This window comes from Sporosarcina sp. FSL K6-2383 (assembly GCF_038618305.1).
GTDB lineage: Bacteria > Bacillota > Bacilli > Bacillales_A > Planococcaceae > Sporosarcina.
In genome coordinates this window covers 3446271-3461660 of sequence record NZ_CP152017.1, presented here as the reverse complement: position 1 = coordinate 3461660, position 15390 = coordinate 3446271, and the positions used below count along the sequence as shown (strand labels likewise).

General features: G+C 40.5%; 18 protein-coding genes and 1 riboswitch. Of the genes, 9 read left to right on the top strand and 9 right to left on the bottom strand.

All coding sequences use genetic code 11. The annotated features are described in order from the left end of the window. The first annotated feature begins 36 nt into the window (after positions 1 to 36). The 3 genes from MKZ10_RS17530 (at position 37) to MKZ10_RS17520 (ending at position 3028) form a co-directional block, all read left to right on the top strand. Positions 37 to 1071, top strand: a complete 1035-nt coding sequence (locus MKZ10_RS17530) for a peptidoglycan bridge formation glycyltransferase FemA/FemB family protein (protein WP_342506347.1) — start codon at positions 37 to 39, stop codon at positions 1069 to 1071. Positions 1072 to 1078: 7 nt separating this feature from the next. After that, complete coding sequence (locus tag MKZ10_RS17525; protein WP_342506345.1) at positions 1079 to 1813, top strand: amino acid racemase; 735 nt, start codon at positions 1079 to 1081, stop codon at positions 1811 to 1813. Positions 1814 to 1885: 72 nt separating this feature from the next. After that, positions 1886 to 3028 (top strand): DEAD/DEAH box helicase, encoded by a 1143-nt coding sequence (locus MKZ10_RS17520; RefSeq protein ID WP_342506342.1) that lies wholly within the window; start codon positions 1886 to 1888, stop codon positions 3026 to 3028. A 797-nt stretch (positions 3029 to 3825) separates the two neighbouring features. Here the strand turns inward: MKZ10_RS17520 and map are convergent. The 3 genes from map to MKZ10_RS17505 form a co-directional block, all read right to left on the bottom strand. Continuing rightward, the gene (gene map / locus MKZ10_RS17515; protein ID WP_342506341.1) at positions 3826 to 4572 is read right to left on the bottom strand and encodes a type I methionyl aminopeptidase; all 747 of its coding nucleotides are present in this window, start codon (positions 4570 to 4572) and stop codon (positions 3826 to 3828) included. 103 nt (positions 4573 to 4675) lie between these two features. Then, positions 4676 to 4792: a hypothetical protein gene (locus MKZ10_RS17510; protein WP_342506339.1), complete on the bottom strand. Its 117-nt coding sequence runs from the start codon at positions 4790 to 4792 to the stop codon at positions 4676 to 4678. Between the two features lie 61 nt (positions 4793 to 4853). Further along, positions 4854 to 5201, bottom strand: a complete 348-nt coding sequence (locus MKZ10_RS17505) for a hypothetical protein (RefSeq protein ID WP_342506337.1) — start codon at positions 5199 to 5201, stop codon at positions 4854 to 4856. A 108-nt stretch (positions 5202 to 5309) separates the two neighbouring features. Beyond that, positions 5310 to 5411, top strand: a riboswitch (TPP riboswitch). A gap of 81 nt (positions 5412 to 5492) precedes the next feature. Between MKZ10_RS17505 and thiT the strand changes: the two genes are divergently transcribed. Beyond that, on the top strand, positions 5493 to 6050 hold the full coding sequence (thiT, locus tag MKZ10_RS17500; protein ID WP_342506335.1) for an energy-coupled thiamine transporter ThiT: 558 nt from the start codon (positions 5493 to 5495) through the stop codon (positions 6048 to 6050). A 40-nt stretch (positions 6051 to 6090) separates the two neighbouring features. Here thiT and MKZ10_RS17495 read toward each other — a convergent pair whose 3' ends face one another. Further along, positions 6091 to 6825, bottom strand: a complete 735-nt coding sequence (locus MKZ10_RS17495) for a tryptophan-rich sensory protein (protein ID WP_342506334.1) — start codon at positions 6823 to 6825, stop codon at positions 6091 to 6093. Positions 6826 to 7033: 208 nt separating this feature from the next. Here MKZ10_RS17495 and MKZ10_RS17490 point away from each other — a divergent pair, with 208 nt between their 5' ends. Beyond that, the gene (locus MKZ10_RS17490) at positions 7034 to 7579 is read left to right on the top strand and encodes a GNAT family protein (RefSeq protein WP_342506331.1); all 546 of its coding nucleotides are present in this window, start codon (positions 7034 to 7036) and stop codon (positions 7577 to 7579) included. Between the two features lie 128 nt (positions 7580 to 7707). Here the strand turns inward: MKZ10_RS17490 and MKZ10_RS17485 are convergent, their stop codons facing one another. The 3 genes from MKZ10_RS17485 to MKZ10_RS17475 form a co-directional block, all read right to left on the bottom strand. Beyond that, entirely contained in the window at positions 7708 to 8283 is a 576-nt protein-coding gene (locus MKZ10_RS17485; RefSeq protein WP_342506329.1) for a carbonic anhydrase, read from the bottom strand. 78 nt (positions 8284 to 8361) lie between these two features. Further along, positions 8362 to 8502 (bottom strand): hypothetical protein, encoded by a 141-nt coding sequence (locus MKZ10_RS17480; RefSeq protein ID WP_342506327.1) that lies wholly within the window; start codon positions 8500 to 8502, stop codon positions 8362 to 8364. Between the two features lie 111 nt (positions 8503 to 8613). Continuing rightward, the gene (locus MKZ10_RS17475) at positions 8614 to 9846 is read right to left on the bottom strand and encodes an aminopeptidase (RefSeq protein ID WP_342506325.1); all 1233 of its coding nucleotides are present in this window, start codon (positions 9844 to 9846) and stop codon (positions 8614 to 8616) included. Positions 9847 to 10044: 198 nt separating this feature from the next. On the opposite strand from MKZ10_RS17475, the gene motA reads away from it, so the two are divergent. Further along, complete coding sequence (gene motA, locus MKZ10_RS17470) at positions 10045 to 10863, top strand: flagellar motor stator protein MotA (RefSeq protein WP_342506323.1); 819 nt, start codon at positions 10045 to 10047, stop codon at positions 10861 to 10863. Continuing rightward, entirely contained in the window at positions 10847 to 11605 is a 759-nt protein-coding gene (gene motB, locus MKZ10_RS17465; RefSeq protein ID WP_342506321.1) for a flagellar motor protein MotB, read from the top strand. The genes motA and motB overlap by 17 nt, the downstream gene beginning before the upstream one ends. A gap of 83 nt (positions 11606 to 11688) precedes the next feature. Here the strand turns inward: motB and MKZ10_RS17460 are convergent, their stop codons facing one another. Continuing rightward, on the bottom strand, positions 11689 to 11910 hold the full coding sequence (locus MKZ10_RS17460; protein WP_203248606.1) for a DUF1128 domain-containing protein: 222 nt from the start codon (positions 11908 to 11910) through the stop codon (positions 11689 to 11691). Between the two features lie 316 nt (positions 11911 to 12226). Beyond that, positions 12227 to 13597: a sodium:alanine symporter family protein gene (locus MKZ10_RS17455; RefSeq protein ID WP_342506319.1), complete on the bottom strand. Its 1371-nt coding sequence runs from the start codon at positions 13595 to 13597 to the stop codon at positions 12227 to 12229. A 228-nt stretch (positions 13598 to 13825) separates the two neighbouring features. Here MKZ10_RS17455 and MKZ10_RS17450 point away from each other — a divergent pair, with 228 nt between their 5' ends. Continuing rightward, positions 13826 to 14182: a YtxH domain-containing protein gene (locus MKZ10_RS17450; protein WP_342506317.1), complete on the top strand. Its 357-nt coding sequence runs from the start codon at positions 13826 to 13828 to the stop codon at positions 14180 to 14182. Positions 14183 to 14390: 208 nt separating this feature from the next. Beyond that, the gene (locus MKZ10_RS17445; protein ID WP_342506315.1) at positions 14391 to 15374 is read left to right on the top strand and encodes a YihY/virulence factor BrkB family protein; all 984 of its coding nucleotides are present in this window, start codon (positions 14391 to 14393) and stop codon (positions 15372 to 15374) included. Positions 15375 to 15390: the final 16 nt, after the last annotated feature.

Genomic DNA, 15390 nt, shown 5'->3' with positions numbered 1-15390 from the left:
AGTGATTGAAAAGGTTTGTAATTGGAGGTAAAGATTATGGCTTTGCTCGATAAATTGAATACGGCAGATGTGAGGAGGTACGATAAGTTTGTCCGCAGTTCTCCATATGGCTCTATGATGCAAGACCGATTATGGGCCGAGGTGAAGGATGATTGGGGAAATGAGCACGTCTACCTTGAACAGGATGGGGAAATTATCGCCGCGATGTCCATTCTTATAAAAAGATTACCAGGCGGCTTTTCTATGTTATATGCGACGAGAGGTCCGGTTTGTGATGTCACAGACTTGGCGCTTGTTCAGCGGCTTTTGAAGGAAGCGAACAGTGTTGCGAAGAAGCATAAAGCAATCATGCTGAAATTTGATCCTGAAATTGCGTATTCGGACGAGCTATATGATTTATATAAAAATGCAGGCTTTCAACTAACGTCAAAAGATGACGATCAAGAAAAACTCATTCAACCTCGTAAAAATATGATTCTCTTTTTGGATGATCATGATGAAGAAACAATCATGACAAAGTTTTCAAAAAAAGGGCGTAGTACGATTAGAGGTGCTATAAAAAAAGGTGTCCAAGTCCGTTATTCACGTAGTGATGAGGATATTGAATTATTTTATGAAACGTATCGAACGATGTCAGAGCGTAATAATATTACAACACGATCAGTGGAGTATTTCAAAAAAATCCGTGATAGGTACGAGGAGTCAAGAGTTTATATCGCCTATCATGAGGGCGATATTTTGGCAGGTGCGCTGACGATAAATTACCATGGGAAAATGTATTATTTGTATGCAGGTAGTACAAATGTCAAACGAAATTTGAATCCTAACCACATTATGAATTATGAAATGATAAAATGGGGTATTGAAATAGGAGCAAGTCAATACGATTTCGGTGGTTTTTTTGAAGAAGGGGACGGGTTGTATATTTTCAAGAAAAGCTTTTGTGATAAAGATGGCGCAACCGAGTATATCGGGGAGCTCGATAAAGTATACAAACCGTTCATGTATAACATCTTAGAAAAAGTCATTCCGCTGGTCAAGCGCTTGCGTAAGAAACCGAATCAGGGGTGACTGGCTAATGAAATCTAACAGTGAAGGTATTGACAAGCATATGGAAAAAAAAACGCTAGGAATTATCGGTGGTGTAGGTCCGCTTGCTACGATGTTAGTGGGTGAAATGATTGTTAGACTAACTGAGGCGGAAAGAGACCAAGACCATGTCGACATGATTATTACGAATAACCCACATATTCCCGATCGTACAGCCTTCATTTTAGGTGAAAGTGAAGAAGATCCAGTGCCAGTTATTTTATCAGATGCGAAGCGACTAGCCGTTGCTGGTGCTCAAATCCTTGTCATTCCATGCAATACGGCGCACTCTTTCTTCGGACAAATAGAGGAAGGTGCAACTCTTCCTTTGATTGACATGATAGGGGAGACGGCAGCAAGGGCTGCACAGGACGGAGCGAAGCGTATTGGTATTCTTGGGACAACTGGGACGATTACTACAGGCGTCTATCAGTCAGCGTGTGAGCGCTATGGCATGACGCCTATCATCCCAGATGCCCATATCCAGTCAGTGGTCATGTCCCTCATTTATGATGATGTGAAGGCTGGGAAACCAGCTGATCATGAGAAATGGATGATTATTAAAGGTGCGATGGCAGAAGCAGGCTGCGATAAGGTCATTCTTGGTTGCACAGAATTATCGGTCGTCAGGCAGGAGCTAGGACTGGGAGATGAATACATTGATTCGCTGTTAGTTCTTGCAGAAACCGCGATTGAAAGATGCGGTCATACCGTTAAAAAGTAAATGTATATCCGAAGGCGAAATGTTTGCCTATTATGATACACTGAGAAGACTAGAGTGAAGGTGGAGATAAGTATGTCCTTCTTGGAAAACATGGATGATGCATTCAAGAATAAATGGAAGTTCGAGCACGAAATGCCGATTCAAACAAAACTGATTCCAGAAATGCTGGCGGGTAAAGATATCGTCGCGGAATCACCGACAGGCTCTGGGAAGACGTTAGCTTTTGTCTTGCCTATTTTACAAGTAGTCGATGGCAATAAAAAACAAACCCAGGCATTGATTATGACGCCATCACAGGAGTTGTCGATGCAAATTGTCAATGTCATTAGAGAATGGGTGCAAGGAACACCAATTACTGTTACTCAGCTTATTGGCGGTGCTAATATGCAGCGTCAAATCGAGAAATTGAAGAAGAAACCAACAATTGTTGTTGGAACGCCAGGTCGTTTGGCGGAGCTTGTAAAAGTGAAGAAATTGAAAATGTATGATATACGTCATATTGTATTAGATGAGGGAGACCAGCTTCTATCTCGCGATCATCGAGTTATTGTAAAAAACATGATTGACGCAGCGCATCCAGACAGACAAGTCATTGCAGTATCTGCGACAATTACTGAGGAAATTGAAGTAGTTGCCAGCAAGTTTATGAATGATCCTATTCGCATTCAGGTTGGTGCTGAAGAAATGCCGAAATCAGGTAAAGTTGTTCATTCATTTGTTAAGACAGATATACGAGACAAGACAGATGTTTTACGGGGAATTTCTCATTTAAAAGGAATTCGTGCTTTAGCTTTTATTAATAATGTCGATCAGCTTCGGATGAAAGAAATGAAGCTCAAATATAATGAGGCACCGATTGCAGTCTTACATTCAGAAATGAAGAAATTTGAGCGACAGCAAACGCTGGAAAGCTTCCGTAAAGGGGAGTTACGTGTGCTAATCGCAACAGATCTTGCAGCGCGTGGATTAGATATCGAAGGACTGACGCATGTTATCCATGTAGACGTGCCGCACACGATTGAACAATACTTGCATCGATCTGGACGAACAGGACGTGCAGGAGAAGACGGAGAAGTGCTAACGCTGTTGTCCTATGCAGAGGAGCGCGATTACCGTAAGCTGACAAAAGGTATTAAAACGGTCCAAAAAGTATGGTATAAAGGCCAACTGACAGAAGGTAACTCGAAAACGGTTGGGAATAGTAAGAAAAAATGACATGTCTGTTGATTAAACATTTACTTGCATAAATCGCAGGTAAGCAAAGGCTTGAAAACTATCTTATCCCCAGCTCATTTTCGGTTCGCTTTCGACGAACTGTTCAAGACATAATTACCGAGGAGCAAGCATGACTAGAAACGACGAAGTCGTTTCTAGTCATGCTTTTTCGGTCATCTTATTATGAACAGTTTCCTGTCACGTACCTACAATGTTCAAGCGGAAAATGAAAATGCAGTGGCTTGAAAAGAATAGAATTGATGACTTTCTATAGAGAGTGTAAGCGCCCGAAGATGCAATTTCGGGCACTCTGGATCATTGTATAAGGTGTTCCTACTTTACTTTTTAGCAAAACCGATAAGAAAGTGACGCTACCTAAAATAACAGAGGGAAATACTATGGTAAAATTATCTGTCGCCAAAATTGTATCTTTGGCGGCCTTCTCAAATTAAGAAGCCCTCTATTCCTTCGTCCTCAAAAGCATTAGCACTTTGTGTACCGGAGTTTTTGGAGAGCGACGGATGAACGACCACCATACGATTACCGAAAAGAATGTATAGGGATACGGCGGAGTCGCGTCCCTATAAATGAAAATAGCACGGGAATTGTATAGAAGTCGTTCCATCCAAAGCGAACCAAAAGCTATTGGACTTAGAGTGACTAATAGTTGATTAAGTTATTTTTTTTAGTTAATCAACAAACGTGAAAAAGTAATGACGAAAAGGGCTATTCTAGAATCTACCCGGATTCTAGAATAGCCCTTTATTATTGATTCAGTTGGTATTTACTGAATCAATTTAAATCTTTGTCAAAATAATTGGCTCGCCTTTTGTAACGATAACCGTATGTTCAATTTGTGCAACGAGCGAATTATCAGGTGTAATGAATGTCCAGCCATCTCCTGATTCGATAATATGCTCAGCTTTTTGTGAGATGAAAGGCTCGACTGCAAGGACCATGCCATCTTTCAAAAGAGTCTTATCGGAAGGATCGTAGTAATTCAAAATATGCTGTGGTTCTTCATGCAAAGATTTACCAATGCCGTGGCCCGTTAAGTTTTTAATAACGGCTAGCCCGTGATTTTTCGCCTCACGTTCGACCGCTTTACCAATCCGGTTCAAACTAGAACCTGCCTTCACCTTCGTCATCGCAAGCTCGAATGCACTTGCGGCAACATCGCAGAGCAGTTGTTTTTTGTCGTCTGGTGTTCCAGCAACAAAAGAAATGCCAGTATCAGCAAAATAGCCGCCATAAGAGCCAGAAACGTCGATATTAACAAGGTCTCCATCTTGAATAACACGAGAGCCTGGAATACCATGTGCTACTTCATTGTTGACGCTAATGCATGTGTACCCTGGGAAATCATATTGGTCAATTGGTGCAGAAATTGCTCCTTTTTCTTCAAAGAGACGCCCCGCGAGCTCATCAATTTCTTTAGTTGTTTTACCAGGGACCGTTGCTGCTTTTAACGCTTCACGGATTTCGGCAACAATTTTACCGATTATTTTTAGCGCCTCAATATCCTGTTCAGTTTTTGCAATCATTTCGTACAAATCCTTTCTACCGTTCAATTTTTCTATACATACTATATCATATTATAACGCAGAAAAAAGCCTGCAAACTTTAAAGTAATTGCAGGCAGGTAAATTATTTTTTTGAAATAGTTGCATTGGAAGTTTTCTTATTTGCCATTATTTTTCGTACAATTGGGTAAGCGATGGGGGCTATTTTAATGGCTGTCTTAATTAATTTTCCGATTTTCAAATGAATTCTCTCCTAAAAATATATTTTGTATTCCGTTCCCGCATTTCAAATATGATAAACCTTATTTTAATACCTTCACGCCTTGAACAATATTCCAAATGACGATGATGACAAAGAGAAGTCCATAAATTAGCATGAAAATAAACGGGGTTAATTGCCAAAAACTAAAACTGAAATTATCGCCAGACATTCCGCTTATTTGATTTGTTAAAGAAAACATAGAGAAAGAAAAAATAACAAATCCCGCAATGAGTAATAGGGTCGGGACGAGATGGGAGATGAGTGAGCGTTTTGCATGATACTTAATTTCCCGGTTATCTGATATGAAATAAATGATAACAGGTAGAAGTAATGGAGCAAAAAAAACGCTGAAATAGCATAAAGAAGCTAATAGTTTATTGTTTTGCAAGAGTATCCCCTCCGTTATATGTTAACTATATAGGTTATTTGTTATTCTTGTTAATTATCTTGCTTAAAGATTGACCATCTTATACAATGAAAGAGTTAATTGAATAACTTGAACCACAAGGGGTGCCTTTTTGGCTGAGATTGGACAATTTGTCCTAACCCTTCGAACCTGTAAGATTATTCTTGCGTAGGGATGTGGATGGCAACCATCATATTGTGATGTCCCATTCTATCCGGGATGTCTTTTTTTATGCCCGGAATCCTACACCAACTAGTAGGAGGAGGAAGTCATTTGGATCGTAAACGTCTACAATTTTTACTCGAAGTAGCTATTTTAGGAGCTATATCATTTGTACTTGATAAGATTGGATTTTCAATGCCTCAGGGAGGTTCGGTCACATTATCTATGCTGCCAATTGTTGTCATGGCATTTCGTTGGGGCATTGTTGGGGGAATGCTGACGGGATTTGTCTCGGGGATTTTGCAACTGATTATGGGTGGCTATGTTTTTAATGCCATTCAGGCAGCACTCGATTATTTTGTCGCGTATGCACTTGTTGGTGTCGCGGCAGTTACGCTTGGTTGGCTGTTAAGTGGCAAAGCAAAAGGTAATAAAGGTACGATGGTCATGGCGATTGTTGTAGGTACGGTGATTGGCGGGCTTCTTCGATTTCTTATCCATTACATCGGCGGTATTGTATTCTTTGCGTCATATGCACCTGAGGGACAGCCGGTTTGGCTTTATTCGCTCGTATATAATGCAAGTTATATGATTCCTTCCATCATTTTATCAGCACTTGTAGCTTCATTATTATTTATGTCGGCACCACGTTTGCTACAACGTACATGAAAAATCGCCGTTCTTCCAAAAAGGAGGAACGGCGATTTTTCTATTTGACGGATGTTAATTGTTTTCTTTTGAAAAAAATCACGACAGCAATGGCTGCTGTTAGAAAAAGCGCTGCAGCTGAAACGAATAATTCATTGACGCCGTTTTTTACTGCAATTCCTATAAACGCCCATATGAATACACTGCTTAGAGCTATATCCGCATGGTGGTATAGGAAATGGAGTGCAATGGCTGTAGCGAAGGTCAAATAGATGACCGTCCATAGCGGATCGCTGAGTCCCCAGCCTGACCATTCATGTAGTGTAAGGACATAACTGATGTTGGCAATAGTCGCGATGAAAATCAAGCCAAGGTTAATGGCAATCGGAATTCTACCAAACAATTGGTTGTCTTTTTTAGGGTAAGTGAAATATAGGGCTAGTAATGTAGCGAGTAACAAAGCCATGAAAACAATTGTCCAATTAAAGAAACCGTAATGCCACAGCAGGAGCCAGACAATATTAAACAGACAGCTAATCGTAAACAGGATAGCTCGACCGTTTTGTAGTGATTGGCTAACGGTAGCGTTGTTGTGTTTAAAGCCGTATAGCCAAAAGGCAAGTAGCATATAAATAATAGCCGACAATGCGAAGACATATCCCGCGGGCATGAAAAGAACGGGTAACCTACTTGCGATGGCTACTGTTGTACTGCCGTTCAAAGGTATACTATTTGCTGCTACATTGACAAGGACGATGGCAATGAGCGAAAGGGTCATGATCATAATTCTATACATATTAAAATCCTCCTATTGAATAGTATACATAGGAAAGGTAGAACCTGCGAAGGAAAGTGTGAAGTTTCCGTCACAAATTAATTTCAATCAGTAGGATTTCCGGGTATTCCCAGTCGTGTAATTGATTAATTTCGCATGCCTTCGTTTCATGTTATACTATAAGGAGCTTTTTTACGAAAATTTAGAACAGCAAAAGGGTGAGTGGGTAGTGATTTTGCTTGAAGGGAAAACGTGCTATTTACGAATATTAACAGAGGAAGATGCAAAACTATTCACTGAATTACTAAGTGCTAATAAAGACTATTGGTCTGTTTTTGAACCCCGTCACGAAGCAAGCTATTTTACTGTCGCTGTTCAAAAAGAGAAAATTAGAGAGTCGATTTATCAAATGCGGGATAGAAGAGAATACAACTTCGGTATATTTGATTCAGATACGAGCAGGCTAGTTGGGCATATCTCTCTTTACAGTATTAAAAGACTGCCTTTTTCAAGTGGTTTCGTCGGCTATTCTATTGATGAGCGAGAAATAGGGCGAGGGATAGGGACAGAGGCGGTTAGTCTCGTTACAAATTTTGCATTTGGGAAGTTAGCCTTGCATCGAGTTGAGGCATTTGTTTCACCACGTAATATCGGATCTATGAAGGTTTTGGAAAAGGCGGGCTATCTCCAAGAAGGACTCATGCGGAAATTGCTATATATAAATGGTGTTTGGGAAGATCATTATATGTATGCAATAGTAGAGGATGATTTTTGAAGGGGTAAGAGTATTTTGCGGAAATGGGCAATGAAAATCAAGAGCTGGTACCTGTGAAAAGGTACTAGCTCTTGTCTCGTTTAGGCGGAGTACTTCCGCATTTGTATATTTCCCGGGAAATAAGTCGATTAGTTTTGTGCAGCAAAAGCGTAGCCATCGACAATTATATCAAGTTTCCCTGTGTCAGGATGAGCAACAAGCCCGTGAACAGGTACTGTTGTATCCATCAAGGGGTGGTTTCGAACGATATCCACACTCATTCTGACACTTTCTGTCACATCGCTAAAGCCATGAAGCCAGTCTTTCATGTCAATACCCGAATATTGTAAGGTTTTGAAAAGGTTTTTATCAATCCCACGATCGACCATTTTGTCGATAATTTGATTTGTGTCGATAGAGCTCATCCCACAATCATGATGCGCAACAATGAATACTTCATCTGCTTGTAAATCGTAAATCGCTACAAGTAAACTCCGCATAATCCCGCCAAAAGGATGATTAACAATCGCGCCAGCACTTTTAATAATCTTGGCATCACCATTTTTTAAGTTCATCGCTTTAGGTAACAATTCAGTCAGCCGTGTATCCATGCAAGTTAAAATAACAATACGCTTGTCAGGAAACTTGGTTGTTGCATATTCTTCATATTTTTTTTCAGTGACGAATGTTTCATTGAACTCCAAAATCGTAGAGAGAATAGTCATAGTAACCTCCAATGGTTTCGATTAGTTTTATAATACAGCTGTATATGTAAAAAGAAAAGAGTTGCCGGACGGCAACTCTTAAAATTTATTTTCTGGTTTTGGATCAATCGTTGATGAATCGGCAGCAATAAAAGCTGTTTGGAGACTTCTCATTATAAATAATGCTGAAATACCAAGACAGACCATGAAACCGATAACTGTTGTGAACATTAAGCCCATGTATAAGACCCCTCTCTGTAATGATAGTTAGCCTCAACTTTCATTATACAGTATAAGAGTCTATTTTTTAAGTGGTAAATTAAAATAGATGATGAATTAATTGTGAAGTTTTTAGAATCCCCAATTCCCAGAACGGAATACAGGCTCCGTAGTTCCATCATCGAATACACCATCAATATCCATTTCTTCAGAACCAACCATGAAGTCAACATGTGTAATACTTTGGTTCAAGCCATGCTGAACAAGCTCTTCACGAGACATTTTCTTACCGCCCTCAATACAAAATGCATAAGCACTTCCAAGCGCAAAGTGATTTGATGCATTTTCGTCGAACAAAGTATTGTAAAACAGAAGTTCGGATTGTGAGATAGGAGAAGCGTGTGGAACGAGTGCAACTTCACCTAGATGTTTTGCACCTTCATCCGTGTCAATCAAACGCTTTAATACTTCTTCACCTTGCTCAGCTGTTACCTCAGTGACACGGCCATTTTTAAATGTGATTTTGAAGTTATCAATAATGTTGCCGCCATAGCTTAATGGTTTTGTACTAGATACATAGCCATTAACACCCGTTTTCAACGGAACAGTGAAAACTTCCTCTGTAGGCATATTTGCCATGAAAGTATGTCCTTTTTCGTTGACGCTACCTGCACCACACCATAAGTGACCTTCAGGTAATTCGACCGTTAAATCAGTGCCTGGTGCTGTGTAATGTAATTTACGGAAGCGTTTATTATTCAAATAATCCACTTTTGCATGTAAGTTGTTGTCATGTTCCACCCATGCTTGAACAGGATTGTCTTGGTCTGCACGGACTGCTTTGAAAATCGCGTTCCATAGCGCATCCACTTGTTCACCTGCTGGAAGTTCGGGGAATACTTTTGCTGCCCACGCATCGGATGGTGCTGCAATTACTGTCCAGCTAATTTTGTCAGACTGGACATATTGACGGTACTTATCGAGTGCTTGTCCAGCAGCTTTTTGGAAATCTGCGATGCGTGAAGCTTCGATACCTTTTAAAAGATCTGGACTTTGCGAAACGATGCTCATGAAGGCTGCGCCTTTTTCTGCAAGTTGCTCGCGTTCCATCACTTTCCACTCAGGGAATTCAGCAAAAGAATCAGCAGGTGCTTTTTCATAACGTAAACGAGAAACAACGTCATCCACCCAGTCTACAAAAACTTGGCGTGCCCCTGCTTCATATGCTTTTTCAGTAATGACACGAACGAATTGTACCGCGTCAATTGAAGCCGTGATATATAAATATTGGTTTGGTTGAATATTGACCCCTACATTGACCGCAAGCTCAGCGTAGCGAGACAATTGTTGTTCAAAAGTTGACATGAATAATTACTCCCTTCCTTATCACTTCTAATAATACCAAGATACCTAGCTGACCTGCAACGTTGAAATTATTTGTCGAAGTGTGACACATTCCTAAGTAAAGTTAAATTTCTTACATTTATTCTGTCAGTCATCCTAAAGAACTTGAGAAAGATGCCGAAATAAGAAGAAGAATGGAATTTTTGGAGGTTCAATAATATGGATTTAACGACGGTTTTTGGGCTTATAATTGGGTTTGTCGCTTTATTTGTTGGGATGATACTAAAGGGTGTTACACCGGATAGCTTGCTGAACGTAGCGGCTATTCTCATTATCGTTTTCGGGACAATTGCATCTGTTGTTATCGCTTTCCCAATGAATGAGATTAAGCGCGTACCAAAACTTTTCGGCATCATCTTTAAGGAAAAAAAACTGGCGTCTGATTCTGATATTATTCGCATGTTTTCTAGCTGGGCTGATGTTGCGCGACGTGAAGGGCTATTATCACTTGAGGCCAAAACGGACAATATCGAAGACCCATTTTTGAAAAATGGTCTAGGTTTAGCGATTGACGGACAAAATGCTGATTATATTCGTGACGTCCTAAGTGAAGAAGTAGATGCGATGGAAGATCGTCATGCGGCTGGAGCTCTTATTTTCTCACAGGCAGGTACATACGCGCCGACACTTGGAGTTCTAGGGGCGGTAGTTGGACTTATCGCGGCGCTGAAAAACCTAAATGACATCGATGTATTAGGAACAGCTATTTCTGCGGCATTTGTCGCTACATTACTTGGTATTTTTACCGGATACGTTCTATGGCATCCATTTGCTAATAAGTTGAAGCGTAAATCGGCCGAGGAAGTTCGCCAGAAAATGATGATGATTGAAGGGATTCTCTCTGTGCTTGAGGGGGAAGCACCACGTGTGATTGAGCAGAAACTATCATCTTATCTATCTGTTGAAGAACGACGCAAACTAGCCGCTAAAAATGAAGAGAGTAAGAAGGAGGCGAGCCAGTTTGCCGAGGAGACGTAAGAAGAAAAAAGAAGCTCATCATGTTGATGAATCATGGCTGTTGCCATATGCCGACCTTCTGACTCTTCTTTTCGCGCTTTTCGTCGTACTATTTGCATCCAGTACAATAGACGAATCGAAATTCAATCAGATTTCATCGGTTTTTAATCAAATATTTGATGGTGGACACGGTATGATGGAAAACGCAGCGCCTACACCTGTCCCGGTACCAAAAGAATCTATGGGTGCAAATACAGAAAACTCATCTTATTTAGAAGATCAAAGATCACTAGGTGAAATTCAGGAAAGCCTGGATGAGTATATCGCGGTGAATGAGTTGGAAAATCAATTTGAAACAAGGCTGACAGAAGAAGGGCTACTCATTACAATTAGAGATAGTATTCTCTTTAGTCCAGGTAAGGCTACAATCCGAGAAGAATATAAATCGATTGCCGGAGATCTTACCGAATTGCTTATCTTTGACCCGCCACGCCAAATTGTCGTTGGGGGACACACGGATAATGTTCCGATGTATAATGCTGAATTTCAATCGAACTGGGAACTAAGTGCGATACGTGCAGTGAACTTTTTAGAAATACTTGTAGGCAATGAAAATATTGATCCACTGCTCTTTAGTACGAAGGCATATGGCGATAACTTGCCAATTGCATCGAATGATACAGCAGAGGGACGAGATCAGAACCGTAGGGTAGAAGTGCTTATTCAACCACTTGTTCTGAAAGATGGTTCGGCATTTGAATAAATAATCGTCTATCATAAAAAAAGATTCACCGTAGGAGTTTCCTACGGTGAATCTTTTTTTTATACTAATTCTTTGAATGAATACTATTGTCTCATTGCACCGAGCTCTGCGACGATAGCCTGCATTTCGTTTGGTGTTACGGTCTCTCGTTTCATAACCATCTCGTACATATAGTGTAAATCTTCATATTGAGATGTACTGAAATTCTCCGCTTTCATTGCATCTACGTTAACCATGCGAAGTTTTTCTTTAATTTGTTCAATCATATACATGACGTTTTCTGGTGTTGGTTGAGATAAATCCATGAGTGTTGCCCACCTTTCATTTGCTAGGGGTTAATCATTTCATTAATCCAACTAAGTGTCAACATCAATTGCGCCTCGGCGTAATTGCGAATCGAACAGCGAAGGGTTCGATTTGCCGTATTTCTGCGTACTTTGCAGAAATTAAGGCATCCGTGGGACGTCGCAAACTTAAGTTTCCTTTCCCACTTCCTCAAAATCCCTGACATCCGCCGGCCGACAAAAACGCCACGTCCTGTGGCATTGTCGGCACTAGTACGTCCTGTACGTCGGAGGCTTAACTTGAATCAGCAAATGTATTTGCTGATTCAAGTTAAAGTTATGCTGCTCTTTTTGCTTCTTTTTTCGCGGCTTCCTCTTCTTTCATTTTTGCTTGGAAGCGTTTTGTTTCATAAATAATTACACCAGACAAGCCCAGGAGTCCGATTAAGTTTGGAATGGCCATAAGACCGTTCATAACATCAGCGAATGACCATAAAATGTCGAGTGTCGCTGTCGCCCCTACGAAGATAAACAAAACAAATGCAACGCGGTAAAGGATTACGAATTTCTGATTAGGCACCAAGTATTGGAAGCATTTCTCGCCGTAATAGCTCCAACCTAAAATAGTGGAACTGGCAAAGAAAATCAGTCCGATTGCGACGATGATTGGTCCAGCACCTCCGAGGAAAGTACCGAATGCTGCTGCTGTCAGATCACCACCTGAAATTGTAGTATCTTTCCATTGGCCGGACATAACAATTGTGAGACCTGTAATTGAACAGATAATAAGTGTATCGAAAAATACCTGTGTCATTGAAATAAGTGCTTGACGTCCAGGCATATCTGTTTTCGCAGCCGCTGCAGCGATTGGTGCGGACCCGAGACCCGCCTCATTAGAGAATAGACCACGAGCAACCCCAAAGCGTATAACCGTACCGATTGCACCACCTGCAAGGGCTTGTCCGCTGAATGCGTCTGAGAAAATAAGTCCAAATGCAGCAGGAACAAGATCAAAATTCAGGATAACGACAATCGCACCTGCGATGAAATAGAAAAGTGCCATAATAGGAACGAAAAATGCTGTCACTCTTCCGATTGATTTAATGCCACCAAGGATAACTAACGCTCCGAAAATGAGAAGCCCAAGACCTGTAGCCCAGTGTGGAACATCGAAAGTAAGCTTCATGACGTCCGCAACCGCTTTTGCTTGTGTCCCGTTACCAATACCGAATGCAGCAATCGCACCGAAAAGCGCGAAAAGGACACCGAGCCATTTTTGTTTTAATCCATGTTCAAGATAATACATCGGTCCGCCAGCCATTTGACCTTGAGAATCTTTTACACGGTATTTAACCGCTAAAATGGCTTCCCCATACTTTGTTGCCATCCCGAAAAATCCAGCTAGCCACATCCAGAAGACCGCCCCTGGTCCCCCCATGACAACGGCAGTCGCAACCCCAACGATATTTCCAACCCCAACGGTTGCTGCCATAGCGGTCATTAGTGCCTGGAATTGTGAAATATCACCGTCTGCCTTTTTATCATGATTTTTTGAAAAAACTTGTTTTAATGAATACGGTAAAAGACGTACTTGAATAAATGCGAGTCTAGCTGTTAAGAAAATTCCAGTTCCAACGAGCAGAATAAGAAGTGGCGGTCCCCAAATAATTCCACCAATCTTGTCTAAAAAAGTTTGTAATCCATCCATTCCCTTACCCCCTTTTAGAATAACGAGCACTTTCAACTGTAACGCCCATTCTATTTTTTAGTTAACACCCCCTTTCGATGAATTAATTAATAAATACATCTATTGTTAATACTCCGAAATTTCACGACATACGTCAAGCCTTTTTTTATAAAATATCTAGATTGTTTGTTTTTCTTTGCTACAGGGTATAATGAGATATGCGAATTAGTTGAAAATGGAGGGTTTAGCATGAGTAGTAGTAAATTGGGTAAATTTATTATTTTTGGTGCTCTTATTGGTGCTATTGCAAGTATGTTTGACCGAATCACGCGCGAAGAGACGACAAAAAAGTCGAAGAAAATTGCTTCTGATATTAGTTTTTATTCAAAAAATCCGGATGTTTTGAAACTTAAACTACAGGAAAAAACAGAGAAGTATCAAACGCTTTATGAACAGTTGGCAGGAGATGCTTCATACATCAAGGCGCAAGTCGAAGAGTTGAAAGTATTGACGCCGCAAGTGAAGGAATTGGTAATGGATACAAAGGATGCGTTTGTTGAGTCAAAGGATGAATACAAATCAATTGTCAGTGAAAGCTTGGAATAACTAAGATCAATTGCGCCTTGGCGTAATTGCGTTGGGATTTTGAATTGTGCATAGCACAATTTACTCCCTTCAAAATCCCTAATATCCGCCGGAGGCTTAACTTGATTCAGCAGAAGTGGGGGACTTCTGTAGCTGACGCTTCGCTTTCAGTACAAATACATTTGCTGAATCAAGTTAAATAGTCGATATTGAAAGGAGTGAAAGCGCTGTGTTTGAAAAAAAACGTTTAACTCCTGAAGTGAATAATAAAGAAAAAGTTAGCAAGGTAAGACAAAGGATTGATAGTTTAATGGGCGAAACTAAGCTCCTAAAATTTTATGATGATGTCGTAGAAGGTGACCTTGACAAGTTTGATGTCACAACGACTGAAGGATTTTGGAAGGAATTGTTCATTCGGATAAAGAAAGTAGATGTGACTGGATTAGCTTCTCAAATGGCTTTCTTCTTCCTATTGTCCTTGTTTCCATTACTCATCTTCCTTATTACACTGTTGCCATTTTTAAATATTGATGTTGCACAGATCTTTATATATATTCGAGAGTATGCACCGACAAGTGTTGCTATGCTAATTGAGGATACGCTAGCAGAAGTGCTAGCAAATAGAAATGGTGGTTTACTGTCGATTGGGGCATTCGCAACAATTTGGTCGGCGTCTAAAGGTATGAATGCTCTTACGAAGGCATTAAATTTGTCTTATGACACGGCTGAGACACGATCCTCCATCCTTACACGTGCGATGTCGCTAGTTTTTACAGTCCTGCTCATTTCTACTCTTCTGATTGCTCTTGTTTTACCGTTATTCGGTCGGCAAATCGGTATTTTAGCATTTTCAGTTTTCGGATTGGAGGAAGGTTTTCTTGCTATATGGAAAAGCCTACGCTGGAGTATCCCACCCGTTCTTATTTCAATTGTGTTTGTAACGATTTACTGGTTAGTTCCGAATGTAAAGCTACGGTGGAAAAGTGTACTTCCAGGTGCGTTATTTGCGACAATTGGATGGATTTGTACTACTCTTCTATTCACATTTTATGTCGATAACTTTGAAAGCTACTCAAATACGTATGGAAGTATTGGGACGATTATTGTTCTCATGATGTGGTTGTATTTCTCGGGTATTATTTTAATGCTCGGTGGACAGTTGAATGCCGTGATGTTAGAGAGGGAAACGATAAAATCATTGGAAGGAAAATAAGTGTAACCTATGAGAA

Excerpts from the sequence above, each read along its gene's own strand:
- MKZ10_RS17475 (WP_342506325.1), bottom strand. The coding sequence starts at position 9,846 with ATGTCAACTTTTGAACAACAATTGTCTCGCTACGCTGAGCTTGCGGTC.
- MKZ10_RS17460 (WP_203248606.1), bottom strand. The coding sequence starts at position 11,910 with ATGGATTTATCTCAACCAACACCAGAAAACGTCATGTATATGATTGAA.
- MKZ10_RS17530 (WP_342506347.1), top strand. The coding sequence starts at position 37 with ATGGCTTTGCTCGATAAATTGAATACGGCAGATGTGAGGAGGTACGAT.
- MKZ10_RS17495 (WP_342506334.1), bottom strand. The coding sequence starts at position 6,825 with ATGTATAGAATTATGATCATGACCCTTTCGCTCATTGCCATCGTCCTT.
- MKZ10_RS17520 (WP_342506342.1), top strand. The coding sequence starts at position 1,886 with ATGTCCTTCTTGGAAAACATGGATGATGCATTCAAGAATAAATGGAAG.
- map (WP_342506341.1), bottom strand. The coding sequence starts at position 4,572 with ATGATTGCAAAAACTGAACAGGATATTGAGGCGCTAAAAATAATCGGT.
- MKZ10_RS17525 (WP_342506345.1), top strand. The coding sequence starts at position 1,079 with ATGAAATCTAACAGTGAAGGTATTGACAAGCATATGGAAAAAAAAACG.
- motA (WP_342506323.1), top strand. The coding sequence starts at position 10,045 with ATGGATTTAACGACGGTTTTTGGGCTTATAATTGGGTTTGTCGCTTTA.
- MKZ10_RS17485 (WP_342506329.1), bottom strand. The coding sequence starts at position 8,283 with ATGACTATTCTCTCTACGATTTTGGAGTTCAATGAAACATTCGTCACT.
- MKZ10_RS17455 (WP_342506319.1), bottom strand. The coding sequence starts at position 13,597 with ATGGATGGATTACAAACTTTTTTAGACAAGATTGGTGGAATTATTTGG.
- MKZ10_RS17480 (WP_342506327.1), bottom strand. The coding sequence starts at position 8,502 with ATGGGCTTAATGTTCACAACAGTTATCGGTTTCATGGTCTGTCTTGGT.
- MKZ10_RS17450 (WP_342506317.1), top strand. The coding sequence starts at position 13,826 with ATGAGTAGTAGTAAATTGGGTAAATTTATTATTTTTGGTGCTCTTATT.